Origin of the sequence: Klebsiella sp. BIGb0407, assembly GCF_024807845.1 — a bacterium.
In the GTDB taxonomy this organism is placed as follows: Bacteria; Pseudomonadota; Gammaproteobacteria; order Enterobacterales; family Enterobacteriaceae; genus JGM124.
Genome location: NZ_JANUEQ010000001.1, coordinates 36,372 through 60,383, shown reverse-complemented (window position 1 = coordinate 60,383; position 24,012 = coordinate 36,372). Strand labels below are relative to the sequence as shown.

Genomic DNA, 24,012 nt, shown 5'->3' with positions numbered 1-24,012 from the left:
GGAAGATAACATGTCGCAGGAAAATGCTGGAAGACTGACAGCAAACGGTACCCGCCAGTTAATACTGACCATTCTATTTTTTGTCATCCCGCCCCTATTTTGGGCAGGAAACTACATTGTGGGCCGGGCAGTAAGAAATGATATTCCCCCCGTAACGCTAACCTTTGTGCGCTGGCTGATTGCTCTGGCAATCATTCTTCCGTTTGCCGCTCCGCACATCAAACGTGATTACAGACGCTATCTTCAGCATCCGCTGAGGATAATCGCCGTGTCACTGAGTGGCATAGCAGCCTTCAGCCTTCTGGTTTATTACGGGCTGCATCACACGTCAGGTACTAACGCGCTGTTGCTCAACTCCTGTGTGCCTGTGCTTATCACGTTATTTTCATGTCTTTTTTTTAAAGCCCGGCTGAATCATCTGCAGATAATCTGCCTGATCGTTTCCTGCTGTGGTGTGTTAGTCATCATTCTTAAAGGCGATCTTAGTGCGCTTTTCAACCTTGCGTTCTCTTCAGGAGACCTGTTACTACTTACCGCCATGTCCTGCTTTGCTTTTTATACGCTGTGGCTGCGCAAGTTGCCAGCAGATATCAATAAAGTGGGATTACTGGGGATACAGGTGATGATTACCCTGATTGCTGTTGCCCCGCTGTTTCTCCGGGAATATCACTCTGATATTCAGGTGAACTGGAACCCGATAACGATTCCGGGAGTGATTTTTCTTGGCGTATTTCCTTCTTTCATTTCATATCTCCTGTATGGCTGTTGTGTTGAAGCTGTAGGCGCTGCCCGGGCAGGATTAAGTATCCACCTCATTCCTGTATTTGGTGTGGTGCTTTCCGTGATCTTCCTGGGTGAGCACATACAACTCTTTCATATCATGGGTATCAGCATAATTCTCTTAGGCGTAGGCCTGGCAAACATTAAACAAAAAGATAGACGATCATGACCGTAAATTTTTGTATTCTGAAGAACGGCCTGTTCCGGTAGCCCCTTTTCCTGCAGGCGTAGAATTCAAACCCTTAATCCTGAACAAGCCTTTGAACAGAAATTCTACAAGAGGAATTTTAATGAGTATAGAGCGTGTCCGCGCCTTCCTGGATAAGAAAGCACCTGCAGTTAACGTAACTGAACTTGATGAGCCTACGGCCACGGTCAGTCAGGCTGCCGATGCATTTAACGTGCAGCCCGGTCAGATAGCAAAGTCCCTGTCGTTCCGGGTGAATGATGCCGTTGTTGTGCTGGTCATGGCGGGAGACCGCCGCCTGAACAACAAAAAGTTTAAAGATTATTTTGGCGTTAAAGCGCGCATGCTGCCCTCAGAAGAGGTTCTTGATGCAACAGGTTTTGCCCCCGGAGGCGTAAGTCCGCTGGGAATAAATCAAGAGGTTGCCGTATATTGTGATGAGAGTCTGAAGAGTTATGAAGAAGTTCTGCCGTCTGGCGGCAATGGCCGTTCGGGGGTCAGGATTTCACCTGATACACTTGGGGACATTACCGCCGCCATCTGGGTGGACTTATGCACAGAGTAGCGAGTTCTGTATTTCATTGACGTAGGTGATACGCATGAATGAGCAAAACTCGCTACTGTTTTAGGGCTTAACCCGCTGCCAGATAAGCGGGTTAGTACTCAATACCTGATTCTCCCGACTGCATTGCAGCAGGATACCTTCGGTTTTGATAATCGCCCCTTCGGTATAACTCTTATTGCCGTATATACAGCACTGTAAGCAGGGGGTTGGCTGCCCTGCCCCTTGCTGAGTAAATACCTCCGGCGGTACAATAATACCGACATCAGCACCGTTATTCGCTGTCGCCAGAAGCGGCAGGCCCAGGAGTATTGCGGCGGCGAGCAGAAGGTTTTTTAGCGGCATGGCTGTTTCCCTGTTTTTTGTATTTACCCCGGCCTGCACTGTCCGGCGCACTGATGCCCTTAAAAGCATGCCGTACCGGCGTAGTGCGGGCCTGATGGATAAGTGAATACAACGTTTCAACCAGCGGTTGCATAAAGTCCTGATAGCGGCAGTTCTTCTCGCTGATTTGCGTCAGAGTCGCTTCCCAGTGCGCGGTCATATCGGGACGCGCGGCCAGTTCCGGTAGCGAGTGAATTAACGCCCTCCCCGCCGGAGTGGAATGAATCGCACGTCCTTTCTTTTCTAAAAATACCCGCTTAAACAGCAATTCAATAATACCGGCCCGGGTTGCTTCTGTCCCTAAACCATCGGTCGCTCGCAGGACTTTCTTTAGATCTTTATCCTGAACAAAGCGGGCAATACCCGTCATTGCGGATAATAAAGTGGCATCGGTAAAATGGCGTGGCGGCTGGGTCTGCCTGTCGACCACCTCCCCTTGCTCACATAACAGCTCATCACCCTTGGCGACCACCGGCAAAGGTGTACCGTCATTATCTTCATCGCGTTCTTTATTACCTAATAAAGTACGCCAGCCTGCTTCAGCCAGAAAACGCGCTTTGGCGATGAATTTGCCTCCGGCAATATCCAGCTCAATGGTGCATTTACGAAACTGGGCATCACTGCAAAACTGCATCAGATATTGCCGTGCCACCAGGTTATACACTTTGGCTTCATTGTCGTTCAGTGACACTTTGCTACTGCGGGCAGTCGGGATAATGGCGTGGTGAGCATCCACTTTTTTGTCATCCCAGCAGCGATTACGCTGGTCGATATTGATATCGGGGAAAGGCTGAAAATCCCCCTGGATGCCAATCGCGTTTAACACCGACTGGCGTCCGGCAAAGTGTTCTTCCGGCAGATAACGACTGTCAGAGCGAGGATAGGTAATCACTTTATGGGTTTCATAGAGTTTTTGACAAATATCGAGCACATTCTGAGCGCTGAACCCAAAACGTTTTGCCGCCTCGATCTGCAAACTGGAGAGTGAAAACGGCAGCGGTGCAATTTCTGACTCGCGCTTATCCTGATATGACGTGACGATGGCGGGATGCCCGGTTATCCTCGCGACGACATGCTCTGCCAGTTTACGGTTCAGTAAACGTCCGTCTTCGTCCTGATGTGACTCGCAGGATTCACTGGGCTGCCAGAGCGCGATAAAACGCTCGTCCGCCGGGGTAACGATATGCGCTTTAACCTCAAAATAGTCCCGGGGTACAAAATTTTCGATCTCTTCATCCCGCCTGACCACCAGCCCCAGCACCGGGGTCTGAACGCGGCCAACGGAGAGTACGCCCTGATAACCGGCATTACGGCCCAGGATGGTATAGGCGCGGGTCATATTGATCCCGTATAACCAGTCGGCTCGGGCACGCGCCAGGGCCGAGACACAAAGCGGAATAAACTCGCTGTTGGCTCGCAGGCGCGAAATCGCCCGTTCAACCGCTTGTGGGTTAAGGTCATTTATCAGGCAGCGCTGAACCTGCTGACGTTTTTCCGGCGCCAGCTGTAAGTAATCGAGTACTTCGTCCACCAGCAACTGGCCTTCGCGGTCGGGGTCTCCGGCATGCACCACTTCCGCCGCCTGGGTTAGCAGACCTTTAATAACGTTGAGCTGTTTGGTTACCGAAGCGCGAGGTTGGAGCCGCCATTTTTCCGGCACAATGGGTAAATCTGCCAGATTCCAGCGCGCATAACGTTCATTATAGGCATCCGGCTGAGCCTGTTCGAGCAGATGGCCAATACACCAGGTGACGACCTGGCCATTACCACATTCGATAAAACCATCGCCTCGGCGGTGGGGCTTAGGTAATACATCAGCGATAGCGCGGGCCAGGCTCGGTTTTTCGGCAATAAACAACCGCATACAATCAACGAACCTCAATCATCGGGTGACCCGCTTGCGGCGAGTAAAGCTCACCAATGACATTCAGTGAGATGCCATGGCGCTCGGCAATAGCATGAACGGCAGACTGGGCATCATCGCGTACCGCCAGTAATAGCCCACCCGAAGTCTGAGGATCGCAGAGTAAATCAAGCCAGGACTCAGGCATCTCACCGACTAAATGACCATAGCTGGCAAAGTTACGTCCGGTACCACCGGGAACACAGCCCTGAGCAATATAGCTTTCAACCGCAGGTAATTTAGGTACCGACTGATAGTCGATAATCGCCTGCAAGTTTGCGCCCTGACACATTTCGCTAAGATGGCCGAGTAAACCAAATCCGGTGACATCGGTCATCGCCGTCACGCCTTCAACATCAGAAAACTCAGCGCCTGCAAGATTAAGCTGGCACATCACTTCAGCCGCCAGACCTTGATGCTCCGGAAGCAGCAGCGACTTTTTCTCAGCCGTAGTCAGCACGCCAATACCCAGAGGTTTGGTCAGATAGAGCTTGCAGCCTGCCTGAGCTGAACTGTTTTTCTTCACTTTAGACGTCGGGACAATACCGGTGACGGCAAGACCAAAAATCGGTTCAGGGGTATCAATAGAGTGCCCACCGGCCAGCGAAATGCCAGCCTGCTGACAGACAAAGCGTCCGCCTTCAATCACCTGTCGGGCAATCGCCGGGTCCAGGACATTCACCGGCCAGCCAAGAATAGCGATAGCCATAATCGGCTTACCGCCCATGGCATAAATATCACTGATGGCATTGGTGGCAGCAATTCGACCAAAATCAAAAGGCGAGTCGACAATCGGCATAAAGAAATCGGTGGTACTGATAATACAGGTTCCGTTCCCAAGGTCATAAACCGCAGCATCATCGCGCGTTTCATTACCGACCAGCAGATGAGGGTCAATAAATTTCGCCTGCTCGCTATGAAGAATTGTCTCTAACACCTGGGGAGAAATTTTGCAGCCACAACCAGCTCCGTGGCTATACTGCGTCAGGCGAATATGTTGCTCACTCATCAGTCGCTCCTGTCATTGATGAACTCTCATCCCTGTATGGTAGCGCCCAAAAGTGATTCTGATAAGTGCAGTTATCTGGATTACGCCACAGTTGCGCGTAATCCAGACAAATTTTGACTAGAAATAGTGAACGAATGGCGCTGTATCGGGGGGATTAATCGTCGTAGAGGCTTTTAGCTGCGGAGTACCAAGATAAAGAAAACCGACCACTTTATCTTGTTCACGGCCGCCTAAGGCTTCACGTACAGAAGCATCTTCTGTCCAGGGGCCGCTGCGCCAGATACCATTGAATCCTTGGGCGACGGCGGCCATTTGCATTGCCATTACCGCACAGCTTGCAGAAGCGACCTGTTCCCAGACCGGAACCTTATGCTGGGTATCACAATGCGCAATCACCGCAATAATTTGTGGTGCACGTAACGGACCGGTACGGGCTTTCTCAAGCGCTTTGTCATCAAAGCCTGCGGCGGTGGCCGCGGCCACTAAAACTTCAGCAAACCGCTCACGCGCTTCCCCTTCGATAATCACAAAACGCCAGGGCTGTAGCGTGCCATGATCCGGTGCGCGCATACCCGCGCGGAGAATATTTTCCAGTACCTCTCCTGACGGAGCAGGCTCGGCTAAACGAGCCGCACTACGACGATTAATAAGTAGTTCAAGAGCATCCATAACCTTCCCCCTCAAATGATTTTCATTCACAAAACTAACACAGGCACTATTTTTGTTACAGTGCTATGCCGATTGGCTACTGACTTTTCGTTGTCCTGTCTTTAGGATAGCCGTCACGCTCACCGTTTTAGCTGTCAATATTCTGACGTGCGGGCATCCCAGTGGAAGTTTTGGAGAAAATATGCGCATTATCGGGCGATTCATCTTAGGTATTTTTAAGTGGACATGGCGTCTGCTTAATTTTATCCGCGAATTAGTACTGAACATCTTTTTTATTATTATCATCCTGGCCTGCGTCGGTATCTGGCTTCAGATGAAAAGTGACACTACAGAACCTGTCCGCGGTGCCCTGCTGCTCGATATCAGCGGTGTCGTGGTAGATAAAGCGTCGGTGAGTGACAAACTGGGCGTAATAGGCCGTCAGCTGTTGGGTTCCAATTCTAACCGGCTACAAGAAAACTCGCTGTTCGATATTGTTGATGCCATCCGTCAGGCAAAAGGCGACAGTAACATTACCGGTATCGTGCTGGATTTAAAAGATTTTGCCGGGGCCGATCAGCCTTCGATGCAATATATTGGTAAAGCCCTGCGTGAGTTCCGCGATAGCGGTAAACCAGTCTATGCGCGTGGTGAGTACTACAATCAAAGCCAGTATTACCTGGCCAGTTTTGCCAATAAAATCTGGCTGTCTCCGCAAGGCGGCATTGACCTGCGTGGCTTTGCCACCAATACCTTGTATTACAAGAGCCTGCTGGAAAAATTAAAGGTTTCGACCTATGTCTTCCGTGTCGGCACCTATAAATCCGCAGTAGAGCCTTACTTACGCGACGATATGTCCCCCGCTGCGCGTGAGGCGGACAGCCTGTGGATTGGCGAATTGTGGCAGAACTTCATCACCACCATCGCCACCAACCGCCAGATAACCGCTCAGCAAGCCTTCCCGGGTGCGCAGGAGATGCTGGACAACCTGAAAAAGTTGAACGGTGATACCGCGCAGTACGCGCTGGATAATAAACTGGTTGATGAGCTGGCACCCAATGCGCAAATCGATCAGGCCTTAATTAAACAGTTTGGCTGGAACAAAGAGAACAAAGACTTTAGCGCGACCAGTATTTACGACTATCACCTTAAACCCGCTTCATCCGAAGGCGGCGGTATTGCGGTTATCTTCGTGAATGGAGCCATTATGGATGGCCCGGAAACTGCCGGACAAGTTGGCGGAGACACCACCGCAGAACAAATCCGTGACGCGCGCCTGGACTCCACGGTGAAAGCGATTATCCTGCGCGTTAACAGCCCTGGTGGCAGTGTCAACGCCTCTGAACTGATCCGCAGTGAATTAATGGCAGCCAGAGAAGCCGGTAAGCCGATTGTCGTTTCCATGGGCGGGATGGCAGCTTCCGGAGGATACTGGGTATCAACACCTGCGAACTATATTATTGCTAACCCAAGCACTCTGACCGGTTCAATTGGTATCTTCGGGGTGATCAATACCGTGCAGGATACCCTGGCCTCGGTGGGTGTTTACACTGACGGCGTGGCTACCTCACCACTGGCCGATCTGGCTGTGACCAAGGCGCTATCACCTGAAGTACAACAGATGATTCAGCTGTCAATTGAGCATGGCTATCAGCGTTTCATTGATATCGTTGCTCAATCCCGTAACATGAGCCTGCAACAAGTGGATGCCATTGCCCAGGGCCATGTCTGGACCGGTCAGGATGCAAAAGCAAAAGGACTGGTGGATGCATTAGGCGACTTTGATGACGCGGTGGCGAAAGCCGCAGAGCTTGCGAAGCTGAAACAATGGCATCTGAGCTTCTGGCAAGAAGAACCTACGCTGATTGATGTGGTGTTTGACTCGGTAACCGGTTCTGTTCGCGCCGTATTACCACAGGCATTACAAGCTTATCTGCCAGCTCCTCTTGCTGATGCAGCCATGGCGGTAAAAGCGCAAAACGACCAGTTTGCGACCATGAACGATCCGCAAAACCGTTATGCCATCTGTCTGACTTGTGGTGAAGTGAAGTAGTCGCACTTCCCTGCCCGACCTGCCAGGGTCGGGCAATTCAGCAACGCTGCTGGCGAACTTTCCGCTAGTGGCGCGTCTTCTGAATGTTTTGTGTCCTTTCTGAAAGAAAAATATCCGCTATTCCAATCATTATCTTGCTCCAGTCACTGACAGGCTTTTTTTTTCCCGCCACGGCCTTATACTCTGGCACTTCTGATTACTACACCGACTGAGCGATGTTTATGCAAAAGAAATCTATTTATGTTGCCTATACCGGCGGTACTATCGGCATGCAGCGCTCAACCCAAGGCTACATCCCGGTTTCCGGCCATCTCCAGCAACAACTGGCCCAAATGCCTGAGTTCCATCGTGCCGAAATGCCTGATTTCACTATTCATGAATATCAGCCGCTGATGGACTCTTCGGATATGACTCCCGCAGACTGGCAACATATCGCTGACGATATCGCTGCTAACTACGATAACTATGACGGTTTCGTTATTCTGCATGGCACCGACACCATGGCATACACCTCGTCCGCGCTGTCCTTTATGCTGGAAAATTTAGGCAAACCGGTCATTGTCACCGGGTCACAAATACCTCTGGCAGAACTCCGTTCAGACGGGCAAATCAATCTGCTCAACTCGCTGTATATCGCCGCAAATTATCCGATAAATGAAGTCTGTCTTTTTTTTAATAACCGACTCTATCGTGGCAACCGCTCAACGAAAGCGCACGCTGATGGCTTTGATGCGTTTAGTTCCCCAAACCTGCCGCCATTACTGGAAGCGGGTATTCATATCAGGCGCTTAAATACGCCCCCGGCTCCCAAAGGTCAGGGGCCGTTAATCGTCCACACCGTCGTTCCTCAGCCGATTGGGGTCGTAACCATTTATCCGGGGATGTCTGCTGATGTTGTCAGTAACTTTCTGCGTCAGCCTGTCAAGGCGTTAATTCTGCGATCCTATGGGGTCGGTAATGCCCCGCAGCAAGGGGCCTTTATCCATGAACTACGGGAGGCCTGCGCGCGGGGAATCATCGTCATTAATCTGACCCAGTGCATGTCCGGTAAGGTGAATATGGGAGGCTATGCGACCGGTAATGCTCTGGCACAAGCCGGTGTTATCAGTGGTGCGGATATGACTGTTGAAGCGGCACTGACCAAGCTGCACTATTTGCTGAGCCAGCAACAAGATGTCTCTACCATTCGCGCCGCTATGTCAGAGAATCTGCGCGGTGAACTGACACCGGATGACTAAGGAGTTGTGATGTCACAGCAAGCGTTGTTGTTAGTCGACTTACAGAACGATTTTTGTGCCGGGGGGTCGCTGGAGGTGCCGGAAGGCTCTCAGACTGTGAGCGTAGCCAATCATATGATCTCACTTTTTCAGTTACTGGAAAGTAAGATTGTCGCAACCCAGGACTGGCATCCGGCAGATCACGGTAGTTTTGCCAGTGTACAGAATTCCGTGCCCTACCAGCAGGGAACCCTGGCCGGATTGACACAAACCTGGTGGCCGGATCATTGTATCCAGCAAAGTCATGGTGCGGAATTTCATCCGCAACTGAACATTGAAACTGCTGACCACGTCACACAGAAAGGCTGCCAGCCGGAGATTGATAGCTACAGTGCTTTTTTTGATAACGGTCATCGCCATGATACAGGCCTGGATAACTGGCTGCGTCAGCAGGACGTCAGCACACTGGTGATTATGGGACTGGCAACAGACTATTGTGTGAAATACACCGTACTGGATGCCTTAAATCTGGGGTATAACGTCACAGTCATCACCGATGGTTGCCGTGGCGTGAATCTTCAACCATCAGACAGTGAGCAGGCTTTGCAGGATATGGCACTGGCGGGTGCTCGTTTAATGACATCTGCGGAATTTGGCGCTGAGACACAGCACTAAAGAAAACATTCAGGGGACGGTGAGTTTGTCCCCTGTTCCAGACGATCAGCGGGGCTTAGTGTAGCTTGATTGTCGCAATGGACTCAGCCCCAATCCCCCACTCCGCTTTCAGCTGCTGCTTACTTTTCATGACCATCTGGCCTTCAGTATCGATAGTCATATGCTGTGCATCGGTATTGTGCCGCGACTGCCAGAGCATCACTAACTGCAGGCTATTTTCTTTCTGCTCAGGAGTGAGCGCTACACCATCAGGCCATTTACCTAGCTCTACAGCCGTTGCCAGACGCTGGTAGATTTCTGGCGTCATCGCCGCTAACATTTCATCCAGATCGTTCATTTTTTAACCCTATAGCAGAATAATTTGCTGAATCGATTCATTAGCCTTCAGTTTGTGTCCCATTGCGCTCATCAGTGAAGCTAAGTGACGCAGAATTCACACAATAACGCTCTCCCGTAGGCTTTGGCCCGTCAGGGAAGACATGCCCCAAGTGCGCATCACACTGACTACAACGGATTTCAGTCCGCTCCATACCATAAGCTTTGTCGCTCAAGTAACGAACCGCGTCCGGGCTGACGGGCTGATAAAAACTCGGCCAGCCACAGCCGGAGTCATATTTGGTCTCTGAAAGAAACAATGCTGTCTGACAAACCAGGCAGTGATACATTCCGTCCTGCTTATTATGCAATAATCGTCCAGAATATGGCGGCTCTGTACCCTGTTTTTGCGTGACAAAATATTGCATTTCGCTGAGTTTTTTCTTATTTAAATCAGGAAGTAATGCGTTCGACATAACTCAATCTCTATCTCTTAAACGGGCAAATCAGTGTGTCCTACGCACTATATTACAACAAATAATTAACAACACCACGCGGGTTTTTGCTCTAAACTAGACAATGATTTATTAGCTCGATCAAAAACGAGACGAACGTCGCAGTTTTGTGGAGTCTGTGTTTAAAATCATCACTCGCACCCCCACATCAAAATCGACGATTAAGGGTGTGAGTGGATATAAGTCGTACAATCTGTGGTCGATATATTGATTTGTACCAATGATTGACACGATTCCGCTTGACGATGCGTAAGGTTTTTGTAATTTTACAGGCAACCTTTTATTCACGAATAAATAGCTGGTGGAATATATGACTATCAAAGTAGGTATCAACGGTTTTGGCCGTATCGGTCGCATTGTTTTCCGTGCTGCTCAAGAACGTTCTGACATCGAAATCGTTGGTATCAACGATCTGTTAGACGCAGAGTATATGGCTTATATGCTGAAATATGACTCCACACATGGCCGTTTCAACGGTACTGTGGAAGTTAAAGACGGCCATCTGGTTGTTAACGGCAAAACCATCCGTGTTACTTCAGAAAGAGATCCAGCAAACCTGAAGTGGAATGAAATCGGTGTTGATGTTGTTGCTGAAGCAACGGGTCTGTTCCTGACCGACGAAACTGCACGTAAGCACATCACTGCTGGCGCTAAAAAAGTTGTTCTGACTGGTCCATCTAAAGATGACACCCCTATGTTTGTTAAAGGCGCTAACTTTGACAAATACCAGGGTCAGGACATCGTTTCTAACGCATCTTGTACTACTAACTGCCTGGCTCCACTGGCTAAAGTTATCAACGATAACTTTGGTATCGTTGAAGCTCTGATGACCACTGTGCATGCAACTACTGCAACTCAGAAAACCGTTGATGGCCCGTCTCACAAAGACTGGCGTGGCGGTCGTGGCGCATCCCAGAACATCATTCCTTCATCTACCGGTGCTGCTAAAGCAGTAGGTAAAGTTCTGCCAGAATTAAATGGCAAACTGACTGGTATGGCGTTCCGCGTTCCAACTCCTAACGTTTCTGTTGTTGACCTGACTGTACGTCTGGAAAAAGCAGCAACTTACGAAGACATCAAAAACGCAATGAAAGCGGCTTCTGAAGGCGCAATGAAAGGCGTTCTGGGTTATACCGAAGATGAAGTAGTTTCTACTGACTTCAACGGCGAAACTTGCACCTCTGTGTTTGATGCCAAAGCGGGTATCGCACTGAACGATCACTTTGTGAAACTGGTTTCCTGGTACGATAACGAAACAGGTTACTCCCACAAAGTTCTGGATTTGATTGCTCACATCTCTAAATAAGTTGTGATGAATCATTTTCCACTAAGGGGCGACTAAGGTCGCCCTTTTTTTTGCTTTCGATAATGTGAGGTCACGCTAATGATAAATAAAATTTTTGCCCTGCCAGTTATTGAACAAATTACTCCCGCTATCTCTGTACGCCAGCAAGACCAGCTGGAAGTCATTGTTGTTGAACATGCACAGGTTCGTGCTGCCGTGACGCTACAAGGAGCACATCTGCTCTCCTGGCAGCCTGCGGGTGCCGAAGAGGTACTGTGGCTCAGTGACAACACCCCATTCCATACAGGCGTTGCATTACGCGGTGGTGTACCTATTTGCTGGCCATGGTTTGGCCCGGCAAAAGAGGCCTCATTGCCCTCCCATGGTTTTGCCCGTAATCTGCCCTGGGTACTGAGCGCGCATAACGAAGACGCCAATGGCGTGGTGCTGACGTTTGAATTGAAGAGTACCGAAGAAACACTCAAACTCTGGCCTCATGAGTTCCAGCTGTATGCCCGCTTTAAACTGGCTAAAACCTGTGAAATTGAGTTGGAAGCACACGGTGATTTTGAAACGACGTCTGCCCTTCACAGCTACTTTACCGTCGGTGATATCGACAACGTCAGTGTCAGCGGACTGGGTACAGATTACCTGGATAAAGTTCTGGGTGGCCAGCAGGGGCAATTAGCTGACGGCATCCAAACCTTCCCGGATCGTACCGACCGGGTTTATCTGAAACCGGAAGAATGTAGCGTTATCCATGATAGTGACCTGAAACGTGCTATTCATGTCGTGCATCACCATCAGCAGAATGTCGTTGCCTGGAACCCGGGTCCGGCACTCTCGGTATCCATGTCCGACTTGCCGGATGAGGGTTATAAGACCTTTGTTTGCGTTGAAACTGCCTGTGTCACGGCAACACAAACCGCCACAGCGGATAAACCTAGCCGCCTCGGTCAAACCATCAGCGTGACGAAAAAAGCCTAATCGCTCTTTTGATGGTGTTGCAGACAATCTGACTGCAACACCATCAGGTGCAACAAAGACTATCGTTAATACAGAGTCAATCTTTTATCAGGTTAAATACGCTGACAGAATTCACTTATTCATTAGCAGGTTAATTACTGGTAACTAACATCACGCCATAAATTGATTGCATAATATATTCCTGATTGATAGATTACGATTATTCATACAAGGACTGTGTGATTTAACCTCAAAAGGAATTAACCCATGCCAAAACGACTCTTTCTTTAACCTCAGCTTTAGATACCTGTAACAATCAAAGAACTTGATTTTATATCGAGCTCTGCTCTCTTACGAAAAAATCCTGAATATCACTGAAAATGATACAGTCTCTTTATATGTATTAATCCATACATATAAATATGCCCTATGTACCGACTGGAATGGTACAGACAGAAAAATCGTTAAATTAAGGAAAATTCAATGATGATTTTAAATAAAGCGTCTCTTTCTGCAACGTTACTAACTTCAGTAATCAGCTTATCGGCTATTGCTGGCCCCAACCAACAAGATATTACCCTGACAGGTGCTATCAGTGCCGTTTCCTGTGAAGTGGTGCTCAACGGTGGGTCATCGACACTGAATGTTGGTACATTCGCGGCCGATGCCTTCACCGTTGCCAGCAAACAAGTGGGCACCACACCGCTGTATATCTCACTGAATGGTTGTAGTGCAGCATCGGAAGAAGATTCAGGAAATCTGTATGTTCAGGGAATGACCGCTAACGGCAGTCAAAGTTTGTTTGTTAATAATGCCTCTAATAGCGTTGGATTTATGCTGACTGATGCTGCCAGCAAGCCTGTTGTGAATAACCAGGCGATTCCACTGGATGTCACTGCGGGAAGTAATAGTTATCAATTCACCGCGGGCATGGGTTCATTAAATACCACGCCTGCAAATGGTGTTTATTCCGCTCCAATTGTTATTGCCTATGTTTCTGACTAATTAAAAATCAAGCGGGCTCTGCCCGCTTTCATTTAATGTCGATTTATTTATTAAGGCATAACTATGCGGTTTATCAAAAAAAATATTCTGGCCCTGTTTGGAACAACTATCCTGAACAGTATTCCGGCTATGGCGGGAATATCTCTCGACGGTACGCGTATTATTTTTCGTGCTGAAGATGATAAAATAGGGGCGTCAATTCAGGTAAGAAGTGCCCTGTCTTCAGAAAGTCCCTATTTAGTGAAAACACAGATCACCCGGGATACTTCCGGACAACAGACTGCGGTGCCTTTTATTACTGCACCGAGTTTATTTCGCCTTGAACCGGGCAATGCAAATCAAGTTCGAATTCTGGTAACGCCCCACAGTTTGCCTCAGGACAGAGAATCTGTTTTTTATTTTCGTGCCACTGCATTACCTGCCAGCCGGACAACAGAACAAAGTGATAAATATAAACTCGGTGGGGAGTTACAGCTGGCCAGCGGCAATGTTATCAAACTCTTCTATCGTCCGAAGGGATTAACCGAATCCCCGGAAAAATCTGCTTCGGCATTAGGTTTCTCCAGCAGCGTTCAAGGGGTAAAAGTCGCCAACCCAGGCCCCTATTATCTGACACTTTCTTCGCTTCAGGTTAATGGCAAAGCGGTCAATATCAAAACATCGCCAGGCAGTAATATGATTGCACCTTTTTCCGACTATGTTTTCCCTTATCAAAAAACGACTGGCGCGGTGCAATGGCAAACCATCAATGACTACGGCGGCCTGGACACTTTTCATGGAAAAATTCAATAAGCTATCGCCATTACTGGCGAGTATGATTTTTTTTAGTGGTGCTGGTACTGCGGTGATGGCTGACGAAATACCGCTCTCCAGTGCAGAAACCACTTTTAATGCGACTATCACTGACGGAAGCTGTGACTGGCTATGGAATGAAACTGAATTACATTTTCCGCCGGTAACCGCTGAACAGATAAAAACAAAAAACACCCTGATAATAAAACCACTGACCGTTTTTATTCAGTGCACTCAGCCGCTGACACCGCAATTAAAAGTCACCGGCAATACGCCCTACGCTGATGACCCCTCTATTTTTATTGACGGTAGTAATCTGCGAAATATTGGTTTTATGCTCCAGCCAGATAATGGTAGTCAAACTCTGCCTTCATTGAGTAACTTTTATAACGAGGGCATTGCGGGGAAAGCGTTTATTAATAACATACCTTTTAATCTTGGCGCTGTGACAGAGAGTCAGCAGGTACAACAAATTATTTGGGTGGGCTTAATCGGTATGAATGCTGACAGTCTTGTTGTTCCCGGTACATTCTCCGCCTCACTCACTATTACAGGTCTGATCCCTTAAACGAGGTGACTATGAAACGTTCTTTATTTTCAGGCCTTATAAAAAAAACAGGCATTATTTATTGTATTAACAGCTTGCTACTTGGTAGTTTTAGCTTCCCTGTATTGAGTAATCAACTGACTGTTAATTTTCAGGCTATTTATACCGCAGCAACCTGCAGTATTACTGTGCCGCCATCGATAAGCTTTAATCAGGGGAATTATGAAGCAGGCATTCCTTCAAATGCCATTGAAGGGGAAAATATTCAGCAAACGTTCAATATCAGTTTCACTGATTGTCAGGATACGTCGGCCACTCCCGGCGTACCGAAGATTACCGTCAGTGGCAATACCACGACATTAAACGGGGTGAAGTTATTCTCGGATAATATCGGAACTGAGGGGCAGGCCGTAGGCTATGGCGTTAAGTTATCCAGCCCCGGGAATAGTTTATTTAACAACGCCACTAACCTTGCTGAAAACAATATTGTCTCCGCTACGCAAGGAACAACGGTGGTCTCATTAAATAACCAGCAACTGCCTGTCACAGCTGTTTTATCCTGCGGCTCTGACACCTGTGGCGATATCACTCCACGTAATGGTGGCACCTTGACTGCCAGAGTTATTTTTAGGCTGAGCTATGAATAAAATACTCTCTCAATATGGTTTGATTTCACTGATAACGCTGTTTTTATTAAACTTCACCATAATTGGCAATGCTGCTCCTCCAGCAGGAATAAAGCTGCCGCAAACACGGGTTATTTTTAATAGCAAAGATAAAAATGCGCTCGCCACTATCCAAAACCAAGGGGATAACGTTTATTTGGTGAAAGCCAGTGCCCTCAATGATACCAGCATGAATAGCGAAATTGCGCCTTTCGCGGTGACACCTCCGTTATTTCGCTTAGAACCGCGTAATCAGCAAACCGTCAGAGTTGTTCGCCAGGGTACGGGTCAGCTTCCTGTAGACCGGGAGTCAGTGCTTTATTTAAGTTTTCTCGCCATCCCTTCAATAACGGAAATCAGTGATGCTGAGAATCGGGTAGCTATCGGCTTACAGACAGTGATTAAACTCTTTTACCGCCCAGAGCAGTTAGCTATCACAGCAGAGCAGGCGGCGAAAAAGCTGACCTTTCGGTTATCTGGAAAACAACTGATTGCCGAGAATCCAACACCTTATTATCTGACCCTGGGGTCACTACGCTCTGCAGGTAAGCCTGTCAGCTTCGGTGAAACGGGCCAAATGATTGCGCCATTTTCACAGGCAACCTATCCATTCGAGAGTCTGAGCAAAGAAGTCACATGGACGGTCATTAATGATTATGGGGGCCTCAGCACCCCTTATCAGGCAACCCTTGCGGTTGATAAGGGTAGCCAATGACTATTTCGTCTTTCACGCCCTGTTCTCTTTGCAGATCAGGCGGCTATCTGCTGGTCTCATTGATGGCTCTCTATATGGGCGCGGCCGATGCAGTGTCAACGCCACGTGAAGGGATAACGCTCCAGTCAACACGCGTTATCTACCCTGAGGATAAGAAAAAAGGGATTACCTTTACCCTGAAAAATGATTCCCGGGTTCCCTATCTGATACAGTCCCGAGTCGTTAATGCCCCGTCCAGCTACCTGCCCGGTAATGATATTGAGCCGCTGAGGGAAGCCCCCTTTATTACTCTCCCCCCGCTGAAACGGCTGGACGCCGATGAACAGCTGTCCCTGACGATTCGACTGACGAAAGCGAACCTCCCTGCCGATCGCGAGTCAGTTTTTGCCCTGCAGATTAAGGCAATACCGACGAAGTCCGACAGCGAAGAGAGTACGGCTCCGGGCCAGGTTAACGTGATGCTCGCTTTGCAAAATACCCTGAAGCTGTTTTATCGCCCACAGCAATTGCCTGTTTATACCGTGGAGCAAATTGCCGACAAATTACGCTTTGTTAAACAAGACGGGAAGCTCAACGTCAGCAATTCAACGCCCTACTATGTGACCTTTAAATCTCTTACGGTTGGCAATACCGCTATCGATGAGAATGCATTATTTCAGATGGTCGCTCCCTTTGGCCAGTTGAGCTACCCACTCCCGGTTTCTGCCTCCGGCGAGATCCGCTGGCAATTGATTAACGATTATGGCTACGCGTCAGAAATATATCGTCGCCCATTAACGCAATAATTATGAATGTGGAATGATTATGGATAAATATCAAGTCGACAATGGACGTCAAACCAATAAATTGGAGGTTAATTTACGCTGGCATCCGCTGGCTATCTGCTTATTATTAAGTCTTAATTCAGCCAAGGCGGCTGACTATTTTGATCCCGCGTTTTTAAATGTCCTTGGTAGCACAGAAACCGTCGATCTCACCGCATTCTCACAGCCAGGAGGTATCGCGCCGGGAGAGTACAGCGTTGCGGTATTTATTAACCAGCGTTCAGCGGGGCAGCACACGCTGAATTTTCAGAAAAATGCTGAGGGTAAAATAGAACCCTTACTGACCCCGGCATTTCTTGACATGCTGGGCGTGAATGTCAAAAACCTGCCTGGTCTTAAAGATAAGCCAGCAGATAAAACACTGACTAATCTTTCCGCCATTATTCCCCAGGCAAAAACCACTCTTGAACTCTCGCGTTTACGCCTTGAGATAAGTATTCCGCAAGTCGCCATGCAGTCAAACTATGGCCGGGACTATAATCCTGAGCTGTGGGACAACGGTATCCCGGTGCTGATGGCAAACTATAATGTCAGTGCCGGACGTTCAAACAATAAGGGCAATGGGGATAGCTCGACCAATACCAATCTGTTTGCTTCAGCGCGCATGGGAGCCAATACCGGGCCCTGGCGATTACGCAGCACCATCACGCATAGTCGCTACGACAACAGTATTGGTTCAGCCGTTAATCAGACCCGATTTTCCAGCACTACCCTGTCCCGGGATATCATCCCCTTACGCTCCTCGCTGGCGATGGGTGAGACCTGGACCGGGGGAGATGTGCTTGATGGCGTGCCGTTTAAAGGGGTCAAATTAACCTCCAATGAACAGATGCTTCCCAGCCAGTTACGGGGATTTGCGCCTGCTATCACCGGGGTCGCCAACAGTAATGCGCGTGTGACCATTCGCCAGAACGGTAATATTATCTATGAAACCTATGTCGCCCAGGGTCCCTTTAATATTAACGATATCCAGCAAGCCGGAATGTCGGGTAATTATGATGTCACTATCACCGAAGCCAATGGTGCTGAACGGCAGTTTATTGTTCCCTACTCTTCTCTGCCGCTGATGCTCCGGCCTGGCGGCTGGAAATACGAAGTCAGTGCCGGGCAATATGACGGTAATCTCACCAGCGGCTCGCGCGAAGCTAATTTTCTCTTAACCAGTCTGGTGTATGGCCTGCCGCAAAATATGACAATGTACGGTGGCACCCTGCTGGCCAGCGATTATCAGGCTTACAGCCTGGGAACGGGCATATCCCTTGGCAATATTGGCGCACTTTCTGCCGATGTCACTCATTCAGAGGCTAATTTTAGCTCCGGTGATAAAAAGTCAGGGGAGTCCTGGCGGCTACGCTATTCAAAAAGTATGACTTCAACCGGCACCAGCGTCGACTTAACCGCTCTGCGCTACTCGACCCGGGATTATTTCAACTTTAATGAATACAACAGCCAGGGCTATCAGCTGGAAAATGGCGTCAGCCCCTGGTTACTGCAGCGCAGACGCAGCAGTTTTCAAACTCAGGTACGCCAGCAAATCAGTTCCTGGGGATCGCTCTATTTTCGTCTTAACCGGGACGATTACTGGAACAGTGACCGTACGTTAACCGGGCTTTCTGCCGGGTATAGTACGACCTTACAGGGGATAAGCTACGGCATTAACTACAATATTGACCGTATTAAAGATAAAAATAATAACTGGCCAGAAAATCGTCAGATTAGCGCGAACGTAAGTATTCCCTTCTCCATTTTTGGCTCTGCCCCTCAGTTACAAGCAATGTATGCCACCACGTCAATCACGCATGATAATCAGGGCCGTACGCAAAATAATCTGGGACTTAGCGGCAGTATGCCGGGGGGGAATATCAGCTATAGCCTGGCGCAAAGTTTCGGAAACCAGCAAGAGGCCAGTAATACCAACGCCAACCTCTCCTGGCAAGGCAGCAAGGGGACTGTCAGCGGCGGGTATAGCTACAGCCATTCCCATCAGACGCTGAATATCAACGCGTCCGGCGGGACATTACTCCACGGTGACGGCCTGCTGTTTTCCCGTACCATGGGCGAATCAATGGCACTGGTCAGTGCGCCAGACGCCCCTAATGTGTCCGTAAATAATCAGGCGGGGATCACCAACGCCCGTGGCTATGCGCTGGCACCTTATCTTTCTGCTTACGGCAAAAACAGTATCGGCCTTGACCCCAGCACCCTGCCAGATGATGTCGATTTAGTGCAGTCCAATGTCAACGTTTACCCCACTAAAGGGGCGGTGGTCAGAGCCGACTTTAAAACCCGTATTGGCTATCAGGTGTTGATCAAACTCAAATTGAACCAGGGGGTAGTGCCGTTCGGCGCTATCGCATCACTGCAAACGGAGCAGCAGGCCGAGGAGACCAGCAGTATTGTTGGCGACGGCGGGCAGGTCTATCTGACCGGGTTACCACCTGAAGGAAGGTTATTGGTGAAATGGGGTGAGGCTAAAGACCAGCGGTGCCTGGTTCCTTTTGATCTCAGTAAATTGACGGTTGATGCCGAGACCACACTGCATCAGGTGACTCTGACTTGTCAGCTTACCGCCTCTGGTGCGAATTAACTGCGCGCAACTGCCTGGAACAGGAATAACTGTATGTTTAAATCTTATAAATACTTAATGCCAAGTTATCTTCCCGTTATTTCAACGATATTTCTGGGAACCGGATGCTGTATATCGTCAGTATCTGCGGCCAATTATTCCGTTGTTGCGGGTTCACAGGTGCTTTTAGCAACGATCAATAATGAGCTGGCACCGACTAATGTGCAAAATGGATTAATAGTGGCAAACAATATGTCCATGATGTCCTTGCCCTTAATGGGGGGATTTAGTAAGCAAGGCGGAAATTGTATTTCACAAAGCGATGTGATGCAAATTGATGGCAGGAACGGCATTAAAATCAATCAGGCCGGCATTATTGCCGGATTTACGGGTAGGATCAGCGGCGGAGTTGTAACAATTAAAAAGTCTGACGAACAGACTGTGAGTGAAACATATTCTGGGGGAATACTCATTGATAATAATGGGTATATAACTGCTGAAGGTAATGCGGAACAATCATTTGCAGATCGATTCTGCGCCACCGTCACGGGTCCCTATCCAACGGGAGGAGCAAATAACAGAAACAATTTAATGACAGCTCCTAATAATACGGAGTGGGGAAATAAACTGGCCACTGCTGAGGGATATCTGTGGATATATGTAGCAAAAGATATTCCGCTAGGGACTTATTCCCTAAATGGCCTGTTTCTGTCGCAAGGCCCAGGGTTTAGCAACTATGCATCCATCGATATCACCCAAGCTGGCGATACGCTTACTGTTGTTCCTCCCCCCTGCACCATCAATACTGAAACCAGCATCAACTTTGATACCTCCTACCCTGCAGGAAGAATAGTTAGCGCCCCTATTACCTACCAGTGTGGCGACGTTGAGAGCAGTACGGTGCTGGACGCATACCTGGTTGCCACTGCCGTGGGTAGCCCTGCCTCCTCAACGGAGCTCGCCCTGACCAGTAGCGGTGATAATCCCGGCGGAGTCGTGCGCGGCTATGTCGGCCAGGGAGTCGACACTGACAACGTTCACTGTCTTGACTCTGCCAATAGCCTGTCATTTGACGGGGCATTTAATTCCAAACTTGCCCCGGTAAGCAACGGCCTGGCATTACAAATCCCATTGGTCTGGCAGCTTTGCCTGCAAGGCAATGAGGTTCCTGGCCGGGCGACGGGTAGCGTATTGCTCGATATTGGCTATAAGTAGGTAGTTATGCTGGAAAAAAATGAAGTCCCCGGTCTGGCAACAGGCAGCGGGGTATTAATTGTTAATTATAAATGATAGTAAATTACCAATATGCTTCCGGCCGAACATTACTATTCGAAACCGGAAGCCAAAAACATTAATCAGAAACTATAGTTGATGCCGGTTAGCAATACCCCAGTCCATTGTTCATTAGTCATTGGGCTGTCGGTAATTTCGCTGGCCAGTCTGACATAACGACCCATACCAAAGACCGTCCAGTCCTGAGTCAGTTTGTAATCAACCGACAGCTCGACATAAGGAGAGAAGCTGCTGTCAGGTTTGTAGTATTGCATACCGCTACGCTGGGCTTCTTTACCAGAAACACCGTAATAGTATTTATTCTGGTTTTTGCTGTTCCAGCCAACACCAATACCCGGCGTAAAGGTCAGGCTGCCCGTATTATAGCGATATAACCATGCGGTATCCCAGGTGATACCGTTGCTGTTATTCAGGATATCCCCCGCCAGCACGGTGCGCAGGAAACCGTAATCGGTATAGTGGGCATAGGCCAGACCCGCCATCACCGTGGACTTACGTTTATCCAGTGAGCGCATATCATCATCGTGACTGTCTTTCGGACGGTAGCGTAACGGGGAGTAATACGCCGTAACCGATAATTTATCCGTCGCATCATTCCATAAGTAGTAACCGGCATTCAGGCTACGAACATAGAAATTTTCGCCTTCGTAGCCCACCAAAGGTACAGCCTGGATTCTATCCTGATGTCCGCGATAGGGATCCGGTGATACCAGAGCGGCTGCGCCAACTGACCATGGTCCTTCAGCGTGAGCCAGAGAAACCGAGGAGGCCATAAACACACCTAATGCAAGAAGTTTAACTTTGCTCACAATTAATCCGTTCCTTTAATTACATAGTTAGTCGTGACTTAGTGTAACTTTCCCTTATAGCTAGCTCAAATTTTTTACACTAAGGAGAAATGAGACTCAGAAGTATGTTAGCCGTTCAGTGAAATTCGTTTGATGAGTTATTGATATACCATTGAAATTGGGTAGTCATGGAGGCAGGTTTTGAAAATGCCATCTACGCTTTATGACAGATAGATGAATAGCTAAGAGCCTGGTGAATCAGGTGTTGCCAGTAAACAATCTGGCATAGGTATTGCTTCTAATTTCTTATGCATCTTCCGGGGAGCCATAAAGACTGATACCAACGGCTCTGTAACCTGTGCTAAACGAAAGGACGACATACTATGAACATATTCGATCACTATCGCCAGCGTTATGAAGCAGCCAAGGATGAAGAGTTTAGCTTGCAAGAATTCCTTGCCCTTTGCCGCCAGGATAAAAGTGCCTACGCCAATGCGGCGGAACGTCTGCTGAAGGCTATTGGTGAACCGGTGATGGTTGATACCGCCACCAATCCCCACTTATCACGCCTGTTTTCCAATCGCGTCGTTGCACGTTATCCTGCGTTTGAACATTTTTATGGCATGGAAGATGCCATCGAACAAATCGTCTCTTATCTGAAACATGCAGCCCAGGGCCTTGAGGAGAAGAAACAAATTCTCTATTTACTGGGTCCAGTGGGTGGCGGTAAATCCTCGCTGGCAGAACGCCTGAAAGCCTTAATGCAGCATGTGCCAATTTACGTGCTCAGTGCTAATGGTGAACACAGCCCGGTCAACGATCACCCTCTCTGCCTGTTTAATCCGCAGGAAGACGCCGGTATCCTGACAAAAGAGTACGGGATTCCGCACCGTTATCTCGGCACCATTATGTCGCCCTGGGCGGCTAAACGCCTGAAAGAATTTGGCGGGGATATTACCCAGTTCAAAGTGGTGAAAGTCTGGCCTTCGATTCTGGGGCAAGTGGCCATCGCCAAAACCGAACCGGGCGATGAAAATAACCAGGATATTTCCGCCCTGGTGGGTAAAGTCGATATTCGCAAACTGGAACATTTTGCTCAGAATGACCCTGATGCTTACGGCTACTCCGGAGCCCTTTGCCGTGCAAACCAGGGCATTATGGAATTCGTTGAGATGTTCAAAGCGCCGATTAAGGTGCTCCATCCTCTGTTAACGGCAACCCAGGAAGGAAACTATAACGGTACAGAGGGGATCTCCGCCCTGCCGTTTAATGGCATTATTCTGGCGCACTCTAATGAATCAGAGTGGGTTACCTTCAGAAATAACAAAAATAATGAGGCCTTCCTTGACCGCGTCTATATTGTCAAAGTGCCTTATTGCCTGCGCATATCTGAAGAGATCAAAATCTACCAGAAACTGTTGCAGCACAGTGAGCTGACACAGGCCCCTTGCGCGCCGGGAACACTGGAAACACTCTCACGTTTCACTGTACTATCTCGGCTGAAAACGCCAGAAAACTCAAGCATTTACTCTAAAATGCGCGTCTATGACGGCGAAAGTCTAAAAGACACCGATCCGAAAGCAAAATCCTATCAGGAATATCGGGACTATGCGGGCGTTGATGAGGGGATGAACGGGCTATCCACCCGCTTTGCGTTTAAAATTCTCTCTCGGGTATTTAACTTTGATCACGCCGAAGTCGCTGCCAACCCGGTACACCTGTTCTATGTCCTTGAACAGCAAATTGAGCGCGAGCAATTTCCTCAGGAACTGGCGGAAAAATATCTTGAGTATCTCAAAGGCTATCTGATCCCGAAATATGCCGAGTTTATTGGCAAAGAGATCCAGACTGCCTACCTTGAGTCCTATTCAGAGTACGGACAGAATATTTTTGACCGCTACGTCACCTATGCTGACTTCTGGATTCAGGATCAGGAATATCGCGATCCTGATACCGGGCAGCTGTTTGACCGTGAGTCACTTAATGCTGAGCTGGAGAAAATTGAAAAACCCGCTGGTATCAGCAATCCAAAAGATTTCCGTAATGAAATCGTTAACTTTGTCCTGCGTGCACGTGCGAATCACAATGGTCGTAACCCTAACTGGACCAGTTACGAAAAACTGCGCACCGTCATTGAAAAGAAAATGTTCTCCAATACCGAAGAACTGCTGCCCGTTATCTCCTTTAACGGTAAAACCTCAACCGATGAACAAAAGAAACATGATGATTTTGTCCATCGTATGATGGAGAAAGGCTATACCCGCAAGCAGGTACGCCTGCTCTGTGAGTGGTATTTACGGGTCCGTAAATCTTCATAA

At 48.6% G+C, this 24,012-nt stretch carries 23 protein-coding genes; 16 read left to right on the top strand and 7 right to left on the bottom strand.

Annotated elements, in window-relative coordinates; all coding sequences use genetic code 11:
- Nucleotides 1-10 precede the first annotated feature (10 nt).
- Both M2387_RS00275 and M2387_RS00270 read left to right on the top strand, forming a co-directional pair.
- Nucleotides 11-949: a DMT family transporter gene (locus tag M2387_RS00275; RefSeq protein ID WP_259046501.1), complete on the top strand. Its 939-nt coding sequence runs from the start codon at nt 11-13 to the stop codon at nt 947-949.
- A gap of 121 nt (nt 950-1,070) precedes the next feature.
- Nucleotides 1,071-1,532 carry a YbaK/EbsC family protein gene (locus tag M2387_RS00270; RefSeq protein WP_259046500.1) on the top strand — a complete coding sequence of 154 codons (462 nt, stop codon included), beginning with the start codon at nt 1,071-1,073 and terminating at the stop codon, nt 1,530-1,532.
- A gap of 60 nt (nt 1,533-1,592) precedes the next feature.
- Here M2387_RS00270 and M2387_RS00265 read toward each other — a convergent pair whose 3' ends face one another.
- The 4 genes from M2387_RS00265 to M2387_RS00250 all read right to left on the bottom strand — a co-directional run bounded on the left by M2387_RS00265 (nt 1,593) and on the right by M2387_RS00250 (nt 5,494).
- Nucleotides 1,593-1,874, bottom strand: a complete 282-nt coding sequence (locus tag M2387_RS00265) for a YnjH family protein (RefSeq protein WP_259046499.1) — start codon at nt 1,872-1,874, stop codon at nt 1,593-1,595.
- Nucleotides 1,804-3,777, bottom strand: coding sequence for a DNA topoisomerase III (locus M2387_RS00260; RefSeq protein WP_259046498.1), 1,974 nt, complete (start codon nt 3,775-3,777; stop codon nt 1,804-1,806). Before M2387_RS00260 ends, M2387_RS00265 begins: the two co-directional genes overlap by 71 nt.
- Before the next feature lie 4 nt (nt 3,778-3,781).
- Nucleotides 3,782-4,825 carry a selenide, water dikinase SelD gene (gene selD, locus M2387_RS00255; RefSeq protein ID WP_259046497.1) on the bottom strand — a complete coding sequence of 348 codons (1,044 nt, stop codon included), beginning with the start codon at nt 4,823-4,825 and terminating at the stop codon, nt 3,782-3,784.
- 117 nt (nt 4,826-4,942) lie between these two features.
- Nucleotides 4,943-5,494 carry an NAD(P)H nitroreductase gene (locus M2387_RS00250; RefSeq protein WP_259046496.1) on the bottom strand — a complete coding sequence of 184 codons (552 nt, stop codon included), beginning with the start codon at nt 5,492-5,494 and terminating at the stop codon, nt 4,943-4,945.
- 181 nt (nt 5,495-5,675) lie between these two features.
- Between M2387_RS00250 and sppA the strand changes: the two genes are divergently transcribed.
- From sppA to pncA, 3 genes are all read left to right on the top strand, one after another.
- A complete protein-coding gene (sppA, locus tag M2387_RS00245; RefSeq protein ID WP_259046495.1) occupies nt 5,676-7,526 on the top strand; it encodes a signal peptide peptidase SppA in 1,851 nt (616 codons plus the stop codon).
- 221 nt (nt 7,527-7,747) lie between these two features.
- Nucleotides 7,748-8,764: an asparaginase gene (gene ansA, locus M2387_RS00240; protein ID WP_259046494.1), complete on the top strand. Its 1,017-nt coding sequence runs from the start codon at nt 7,748-7,750 to the stop codon at nt 8,762-8,764.
- A gap of 9 nt (nt 8,765-8,773) precedes the next feature.
- Nucleotides 8,774-9,418, top strand: a complete 645-nt coding sequence (gene pncA / locus M2387_RS00235; protein ID WP_259046493.1) for a bifunctional nicotinamidase/pyrazinamidase — start codon at nt 8,774-8,776, stop codon at nt 9,416-9,418.
- Nucleotides 9,419-9,473: 55 nt separating this feature from the next.
- On the opposite strand, the gene M2387_RS00230 is transcribed toward pncA, so the two are convergent.
- On the bottom strand, nt 9,474-9,755 hold the full coding sequence (locus M2387_RS00230) for a YeaC family protein (RefSeq protein ID WP_259046492.1): 282 nt from the start codon (nt 9,753-9,755) through the stop codon (nt 9,474-9,476).
- 40 nt (nt 9,756-9,795) lie between these two features.
- Complete coding sequence (gene msrB, locus M2387_RS00225; protein ID WP_259046491.1) at nt 9,796-10,209, bottom strand: peptide-methionine (R)-S-oxide reductase MsrB; 414 nt, start codon at nt 10,207-10,209, stop codon at nt 9,796-9,798.
- Nucleotides 10,210-10,558: 349 nt separating this feature from the next.
- Between msrB and gapA the strand changes: the two genes are divergently transcribed.
- The 10 genes from gapA (at nt 10,559) to M2387_RS00175 (ending at nt 20,828) form a co-directional block, all read left to right on the top strand.
- Nucleotides 10,559-11,554, top strand: coding sequence for a glyceraldehyde-3-phosphate dehydrogenase (gene gapA, locus M2387_RS00220; protein ID WP_259046490.1), 996 nt, complete (start codon nt 10,559-10,561; stop codon nt 11,552-11,554).
- Nucleotides 11,555-11,632: 78 nt separating this feature from the next.
- Entirely contained in the window at nt 11,633-12,520 is an 888-nt protein-coding gene (locus M2387_RS00215) for a D-hexose-6-phosphate mutarotase (RefSeq protein WP_259046489.1), read from the top strand.
- Between the two features lie 462 nt (nt 12,521-12,982).
- Nucleotides 12,983-13,504, top strand: a complete 522-nt coding sequence (locus tag M2387_RS00210) for a fimbrial protein (protein WP_259046488.1) — start codon at nt 12,983-12,985, stop codon at nt 13,502-13,504.
- 63 nt (nt 13,505-13,567) lie between these two features.
- Nucleotides 13,568-14,296, top strand: a complete 729-nt coding sequence (locus M2387_RS00205) for a fimbrial biogenesis chaperone (RefSeq protein WP_259046487.1) — start codon at nt 13,568-13,570, stop codon at nt 14,294-14,296.
- Nucleotides 14,280-14,864 carry a fimbrial protein gene (locus tag M2387_RS00200; RefSeq protein WP_259046486.1) on the top strand — a complete coding sequence of 195 codons (585 nt, stop codon included), beginning with the start codon at nt 14,280-14,282 and terminating at the stop codon, nt 14,862-14,864. Before M2387_RS00205 ends, M2387_RS00200 begins: the two co-directional genes overlap by 17 nt.
- Nucleotides 14,865-14,875: 11 nt before the next feature.
- Complete coding sequence (locus tag M2387_RS00195; RefSeq protein ID WP_259046485.1) at nt 14,876-15,490, top strand: fimbrial protein; 615 nt, start codon at nt 14,876-14,878, stop codon at nt 15,488-15,490.
- The gene (locus M2387_RS00190) at nt 15,483-16,223 is read left to right on the top strand and encodes a fimbrial biogenesis chaperone (protein WP_259046484.1); all 741 of its coding nucleotides are present in this window, start codon (nt 15,483-15,485) and stop codon (nt 16,221-16,223) included. The genes M2387_RS00195 and M2387_RS00190 overlap by 8 nt, the downstream gene beginning before the upstream one ends.
- Nucleotides 16,220-17,008 carry a fimbrial biogenesis chaperone gene (locus M2387_RS00185; protein ID WP_259046483.1) on the top strand — a complete coding sequence of 263 codons (789 nt, stop codon included), beginning with the start codon at nt 16,220-16,222 and terminating at the stop codon, nt 17,006-17,008. The genes M2387_RS00190 and M2387_RS00185 overlap by 4 nt, the downstream gene beginning before the upstream one ends.
- Before the next feature lie 19 nt (nt 17,009-17,027).
- Nucleotides 17,028-19,634 (top strand): fimbria/pilus outer membrane usher protein, encoded by a 2,607-nt coding sequence (locus M2387_RS00180; protein ID WP_259046482.1) that lies wholly within the window; start codon nt 17,028-17,030, stop codon nt 19,632-19,634.
- Between the two features lie 33 nt (nt 19,635-19,667).
- On the top strand, nt 19,668-20,828 hold the full coding sequence (locus M2387_RS00175) for a hypothetical protein (protein ID WP_259046481.1): 1,161 nt from the start codon (nt 19,668-19,670) through the stop codon (nt 20,826-20,828).
- A 140-nt stretch (nt 20,829-20,968) separates the two neighbouring features.
- Here M2387_RS00175 and M2387_RS00170 read toward each other — a convergent pair whose 3' ends face one another.
- Nucleotides 20,969-21,715 (bottom strand): MipA/OmpV family protein, encoded by a 747-nt coding sequence (locus tag M2387_RS00170; RefSeq protein ID WP_259046480.1) that lies wholly within the window; start codon nt 21,713-21,715, stop codon nt 20,969-20,971.
- Between the two features lie 362 nt (nt 21,716-22,077).
- Here M2387_RS00170 and yeaG point away from each other — a divergent pair, with 362 nt between their 5' ends.
- Nucleotides 22,078-24,012, top strand: a complete 1,935-nt coding sequence (gene yeaG, locus M2387_RS00165) for a protein kinase YeaG (protein ID WP_259046479.1) — start codon at nt 22,078-22,080, stop codon at nt 24,010-24,012.

What these genes read in the sequence shown, in the direction of transcription:
- M2387_RS00275 (WP_259046501.1), top strand. Translation starts at nt 11, where the DNA reads ATGTCGCAGGAAAATGCTGGAAGACTGACAGCAAACGGTACCCGCCAG.
- M2387_RS00270 (WP_259046500.1), top strand. Translation starts at nt 1,071, where the DNA reads ATGAGTATAGAGCGTGTCCGCGCCTTCCTGGATAAGAAAGCACCTGCA.
- M2387_RS00265 (WP_259046499.1), bottom strand. Translation starts at nt 1,874, where the DNA reads ATGCCGCTAAAAAACCTTCTGCTCGCCGCCGCAATACTCCTGGGCCTG.
- M2387_RS00260 (WP_259046498.1), bottom strand. Translation starts at nt 3,777, where the DNA reads ATGCGGTTGTTTATTGCCGAAAAACCGAGCCTGGCCCGCGCTATCGCT.
- selD (WP_259046497.1), bottom strand. Translation starts at nt 4,825, where the DNA reads ATGAGTGAGCAACATATTCGCCTGACGCAGTATAGCCACGGAGCTGGT.
- M2387_RS00250 (WP_259046496.1), bottom strand. Translation starts at nt 5,494, where the DNA reads ATGGATGCTCTTGAACTACTTATTAATCGTCGTAGTGCGGCTCGTTTA.
- sppA (WP_259046495.1), top strand. Translation starts at nt 5,676, where the DNA reads ATGCGCATTATCGGGCGATTCATCTTAGGTATTTTTAAGTGGACATGG.
- ansA (WP_259046494.1), top strand. Translation starts at nt 7,748, where the DNA reads ATGCAAAAGAAATCTATTTATGTTGCCTATACCGGCGGTACTATCGGC.
- pncA (WP_259046493.1), top strand. Translation starts at nt 8,774, where the DNA reads ATGTCACAGCAAGCGTTGTTGTTAGTCGACTTACAGAACGATTTTTGT.
- M2387_RS00230 (WP_259046492.1), bottom strand. Translation starts at nt 9,755, where the DNA reads ATGAACGATCTGGATGAAATGTTAGCGGCGATGACGCCAGAAATCTAC.
- msrB (WP_259046491.1), bottom strand. Translation starts at nt 10,209, where the DNA reads ATGTCGAACGCATTACTTCCTGATTTAAATAAGAAAAAACTCAGCGAA.
- gapA (WP_259046490.1), top strand. Translation starts at nt 10,559, where the DNA reads ATGACTATCAAAGTAGGTATCAACGGTTTTGGCCGTATCGGTCGCATT.
- M2387_RS00215 (WP_259046489.1), top strand. Translation starts at nt 11,633, where the DNA reads ATGATAAATAAAATTTTTGCCCTGCCAGTTATTGAACAAATTACTCCC.
- M2387_RS00210 (WP_259046488.1), top strand. Translation starts at nt 12,983, where the DNA reads ATGATGATTTTAAATAAAGCGTCTCTTTCTGCAACGTTACTAACTTCA.
- M2387_RS00205 (WP_259046487.1), top strand. Translation starts at nt 13,568, where the DNA reads ATGCGGTTTATCAAAAAAAATATTCTGGCCCTGTTTGGAACAACTATC.
- M2387_RS00200 (WP_259046486.1), top strand. Translation starts at nt 14,280, where the DNA reads ATGGAAAAATTCAATAAGCTATCGCCATTACTGGCGAGTATGATTTTT.
- M2387_RS00195 (WP_259046485.1), top strand. Translation starts at nt 14,876, where the DNA reads ATGAAACGTTCTTTATTTTCAGGCCTTATAAAAAAAACAGGCATTATT.
- M2387_RS00190 (WP_259046484.1), top strand. Translation starts at nt 15,483, where the DNA reads ATGAATAAAATACTCTCTCAATATGGTTTGATTTCACTGATAACGCTG.
- M2387_RS00185 (WP_259046483.1), top strand. Translation starts at nt 16,220, where the DNA reads ATGACTATTTCGTCTTTCACGCCCTGTTCTCTTTGCAGATCAGGCGGC.
- M2387_RS00180 (WP_259046482.1), top strand. Translation starts at nt 17,028, where the DNA reads ATGGATAAATATCAAGTCGACAATGGACGTCAAACCAATAAATTGGAG.
- M2387_RS00175 (WP_259046481.1), top strand. Translation starts at nt 19,668, where the DNA reads ATGTTTAAATCTTATAAATACTTAATGCCAAGTTATCTTCCCGTTATT.
- yeaG (WP_259046479.1), top strand. Translation starts at nt 22,078, where the DNA reads ATGAACATATTCGATCACTATCGCCAGCGTTATGAAGCAGCCAAGGAT.